The 4498-nt window shown below is 48.0% G+C and carries 4 protein-coding genes; 3 read left to right on the forward strand and 1 reads right to left on the reverse strand.

What is annotated here, in order from left to right; genetic code table 11:
- Window positions 1–290: 290 nt before the first annotated feature.
- Window positions 291–1679 carry a siroheme synthase CysG gene (gene cysG / locus ACR2PX_RS03425; protein WP_433997963.1) on the forward strand — a complete coding sequence of 463 codons (1389 nt, stop codon included), beginning with the start codon at window positions 291–293 and terminating at the stop codon, window positions 1677–1679.
- Window positions 1680–1683: 4 nt separating this feature from the next.
- On the opposite strand, the gene ACR2PX_RS03430 is transcribed toward cysG, so the two are convergent.
- The gene (locus ACR2PX_RS03430) at window positions 1684–2244 is read right to left on the reverse strand and encodes a TetR/AcrR family transcriptional regulator (protein WP_433997960.1); all 561 of its coding nucleotides are present in this window, start codon (window positions 2242–2244) and stop codon (window positions 1684–1686) included.
- 160 nt (window positions 2245–2404) lie between these two features.
- Here ACR2PX_RS03430 and ACR2PX_RS03435 point away from each other — a divergent pair, with 160 nt between their 5' ends.
- Entirely contained in the window at window positions 2405–3307 is a 903-nt protein-coding gene (locus tag ACR2PX_RS03435; RefSeq protein WP_433997961.1) for a DUF417 family protein, read from the forward strand.
- 209 nt (window positions 3308–3516) lie between these two features.
- Window positions 3517–4419: a patatin-like phospholipase family protein gene (locus ACR2PX_RS03440; RefSeq protein ID WP_433997962.1), complete on the forward strand. Its 903-nt coding sequence runs from the start codon at window positions 3517–3519 to the stop codon at window positions 4417–4419.
- Window positions 4420–4498: the final 79 nt, after the last annotated feature.

Below are 4498 nucleotides of genomic sequence, written 5' to 3' on the forward strand. Positions count from 1 at the left end.
AGCTTTCCAGCTTTCCAGCTTTCCAGCTTTCCAGCTTTCCAGCTTTCCAGCTTTCCAGCTTTCCAGCTTTCCAGCTTTCCAGCTTTCCAGCTTTCCAGCTTTCCAGCTTTCCAGCTTTCCAGCTCTATTTGTATGGAATAAGTATCAAGTTATTTTTTCTTATTAGTGCATAAGCATTCACTGATAGAATGCACTCAGACGATGAGAGAAATGTGTAAAGACCCCGCTCAAAAAGCAGTGGCTGCATTTCCTGCAAACAATAATGATCATTGGAAGAGAGAGTGGTTCGGGTGGATTATTTGCCGTTGTTCCTCGAAGTTCGTGACCGTCCCTGTCTGCTGGTTGGAGGGGGGGATATTGCACTGCGTAAAGCCAGGTTACTGGATGATGCGGGTGCGAACATTCAATTGGTAGCGCCAGAGATTCATCCGGACTTGATGGCTTTGATCAAGGCCGGAAATCATCACTTCCAGCAAAAAGTATTTGAGACTCGTGATTTGGATGGCGTCTGTCTTGTGATTGCTGCCACCGATGAGCCGGACGTGAATTCGACAGTGGCCCTGCAGGCAAAAAAACAAAACTTGTTTGTCAACGTAGTGGATGATGCTGAATCCGGTAATGCTGTGATGCCCTCTATTGTTGATCGCTCTCCCGTTATGGTGGCTTTTTCAACTGGAGGAAAGGCCCCAGTGTTAGCGCGCATGTTAAGACAGCAACTGGAGTCTATTCTGCCCGCTGGCTATGGTCGTCTGGCACAGTTGGCCGGAGAGTTCCGCTCAAAAGTGTCTCAGAAATTCGATCATATCAACGACCGCAGGTATTTCTGGGAACGGGTGTTGACCGGAAATGTGGCAGAAAAAGCCATTTCCGGCGATGTTGAGGTCGCTCAGCGATTGATGGAAGAAGCGCTGGAACGATCCGAACCGGTTTCCACCGGAGAGGTTTATCTGGTCGGCGGTGGCCCGGGCGATCCTGACTTGCTGACATTCAAAGCGTTGAGACTGATGCAGCAGGCGGATGTTGTGCTTCATGACCGTTTGGTGTCTGAGCAGGTGTTGTCATTGTGTCGCAGAGATGCAGATTACATTTATGTGGGCAAAAAGCGCGACCGACATGCTCGTCCTCAGGAAGAAATTAATCAGCTGCTGGTGGATCTGGCCCAACAAGGCAAGCGGGTATTACGTTTGAAAGGAGGGGATCCGTTTATCTTTGGTCGGGGAGGTGAGGAAATTGATACTCTGGCCGAAGAGAATATTCCTTTCCAGGTGGTTCCAGGTATCACTGCCGCATCCGGTTGTGCCAGTTATGCCGGTATCCCGCTGACCCACAGGGATCATGCCCAGTCCGTCCGGTTTGTGACCGGTCATCTTAAAGACGACAGCTATAACCTGAACTGGCATGAAATGGTGGATCCATCCCAGACTCTGGTGTTTTACATGGGACTGATGGGGTTGCCAAGGATCTGTGAAGAGCTGCATAAACATGGACGCAGTATTGATACACCTATTGCGCTTATCGAGAAAGGTACAACCCAGGATCAAAGGGTGTTTACCGGGACACTGGAGAACATCAGCCGTATGGTTGAAGGAAACGGTGTGAAGGCTCCGACTCTGATCATTGTTGGAGATGTCGTTCAGCTCCATGACAAGCTTAAATGGTTTCACCCTGAAAGTGCTTAACCTTTCAGGCTGTGATGATGTCCATATAAAGTGCTTGTGCCATATCGATCAAAACGGGTTCCTGAGACAGATGCAGAGTCGACAGTAACCCGTTGAAGGCCATTTCTGCCTTGATGGCCTTTATCCCCGCTTGGGCAATGTTATTAGCCTTCAACAGCTGTTCTACCCGATTAATGACACTGCTCTTGTAGTGTGTGCAAACCCCACTGATCTTTTCATTAACCTGGGCATACTCACTAAAGGCCAGCTGGAAATAACAGCCATGGAATTGTCCGAGATCAACGCCTTTGCGCAGAGCATCAAAGCGAGTGGTCAGCTTCTCGGACAGAGTCAGAGAGTCGTCAGACATTAATCGATCAAGACTTTTAATTGCCAAATCACTGTAGGCTTCCAGGGCCGAGGCAATAAGGTTTTCTTTGGTAGAGAAATATTTGTAAATGGTCGCCTTTGACAACCCCGTAGCGGCAGTAATCCGACCCATACTGGTGCCATGAAAACCATATTGTGAGCAAAGCTCTACGGTTTTTCGAATGGCATTTTGTTTCTTTTCCTCTGTTCTGGTCATGGCAGTCACCTGATTTAACTCGTCGATAAACTATCAAACTAAACGATTTAGTTCAAAATTTGTTTGACAGCTTTCTGCAGGGTAATTAGGGTAATCGATAAAAGTGAACTAATTAGTTTATTTCAGTATTTGTGGAAATAAAAGTCAGGCAGGATCGTTTATGCGTCAATGGGTGAAGACTTTCAATACATGGAGACCCAGTGAAAAAGGTCTGGTCGTCTATCTGAGTCTGGTTTGTGCAATCTACCTGATCTGGTTGGGTGGCCTCAAACTGACTGAACCGGAGTTGAAACAGATCCAGTACTGGCTGGGTAACAGTCCACTGTTTGCTCCATTGCTCTCCTGGCTGGGCAGCTCTGTCATTGCTGTTCTGATGTTAATATTTGAAGTCACTGCAGGTCTACTCCTCCTAACGGGTCTCTTCAGGCCTGCATTAGGGGCAGTGGGGGCCGCTATGGCTTCACTGGTTTTCCTGCTGAACTTTCTCTACCTGTTTACCAACCCTGTCTGGGTCAGCAGTCTGGGTGGGTTTCCATTTCTGGGGTCTGGTCAGGGGGTTGTCAAATATCTTTCCATGTGGGTAGTGGCAGCCTATGTCCTGGTCTTTCAGCTGGAACAGGTCACCTCAGGTAGAAGTCTGGAGACGTTCAAAGTGGGATTAACTCGACTGGCATTTGTGGGTGTGGCCATTGTCATGGGCTGGATCGGTTGGTTGAAGTTCTACACCTTTGAAGCGGAAGGTATTGTCAGGCTCATGGAGTCCAACTTTCTGTTCAGCTGGACCTATCTGATCTGGGGTGTACAGGGTGCGTCTAATTTTATTGGCATCGTGGAATGGCTGTTTCTCTTGCTGTTATTGTCTATGCCCTGGAATCGAACACTGGGTCGACTGGGCATATTGGGAATAGCGGCCACCGCTTTTGGAACCCTGACTTTTCTGTTCTCAGTACCAGGCTGGAATGAGGATGCTTTCTTCCCATTGCTAAACGGCTCTGGCGTCTTTTTCATTAAAGACCAGTTGTTATTGGCCTGTGCATTGATCATTGGTTATCGGTATCAATGAATAAATTAATTATTAAGTTCTAATCAGGGTCATAAAAGAAATCAATTTCAAAGTGAACGCTCGTAGCAATATCCTTTCATTGTCTGGTCAGGACCAGAAAGCGCCCTGATCTCAGTCAGTTTTGAAACTGGTTGGGGTCAGGTTTAACACCTGTTAAGCCTGCGTCCAATTTTCTGGACACACTCTGCTTTATAAATGAGATTGTTGCCATGCCAGGAAGACACATATCCTATGCCGCCCAGAATTTTGATGGCCTGTCCTATCTGGCTCAGGATATACCCAGTGTTGCACTGGTGACCGAGGGCGGTGGTCAGCGTGGCATTTTTACAGCAGGGGTGCTGGATGCCTTTCTTAGCGCCGAATTTAATCCCTTTGGTTTGATGATTGGCACCTCTTCCGGGGCTTTGAATCTGGCATCCTATATTTGTGGCCAGCAGAAACACGCTTATCGGGTGATTACCGAAGCGACGACTTCACAAGACTTTTTTGCCCTTAAGCGTTTTCTGATGGGGAAGGGAGGACTGAATCTGGACTGGTTGGTCCAACAGGTTAAGTCCGACTTAAGGCTGGACTGGCAGGTCGGGCGTGAAAATATGCGAAACCGAACCGTATTGGCCAGTGCCTGTGGTTTGAGCGAACATCAGGCCTGTTACTTCAACCTGGCCGAAGACGATTGGCAACTGGCTTTAAAAGCGAGCTGCTCCATTCCTTTGTTGCATAGACAACCTGTACAGAATGAATCAGATCGTTTTGTGGATGGTGGTGTTTGTGCACCTATACCGGTTCAGGAAGCTTACCGTCGTGGATACCGACACATTGTTGTCGTTCGTACCATGCCTGTTGAATTCAATGGTGAGCATCAATGGCTTAAAGGAATGAGCAAGTGGATGAAAAAGACAAGAGCGTCCGATCTGGTGGGTCTGCTGGTTGAGCACGAAGAAAGCTATCGAAAGAATCAGGCGTTTCTGGCTTCACCTCCCGATGATGTCACCATTTATGAAATTCATCCCAACAAGGCCCTGGATTCTAAATTGATTGGCAGTCCCGTAGACGCTCTGGAGAGGGATTATCGGTTGAGCGTAAAACCCCGTACTTTGAGTGCGGGGATGTAAGCTCGTCGGCGATAGCCGACTAATGCGGTGTTCTCTGCTGCTGAACGTACTGTTTGATGACTTCTATAGGAGCGCCACC

The organism is Endozoicomonas sp. (assembly GCF_051008435.1).
Lineage (GTDB): Bacteria > Pseudomonadota > Gammaproteobacteria > Pseudomonadales > Endozoicomonadaceae > Endozoicomonas_A.

Bases quoted from the DNA above. Each gene is read 5' to 3' on its own strand.
- ACR2PX_RS03440 (WP_433997962.1), top strand. From the start codon at position 3,517: ATGCCAGGAAGACACATATCCTATGCCGCCCAGAATTTTGATGGCCTG.
- ACR2PX_RS03430 (WP_433997960.1), bottom strand. From the start codon at position 2,244: ATGACCAGAACAGAGGAAAAGAAACAAAATGCCATTCGAAAAACCGTA.
- ACR2PX_RS03435 (WP_433997961.1), top strand. From the start codon at position 2,405: ATGCGTCAATGGGTGAAGACTTTCAATACATGGAGACCCAGTGAAAAA.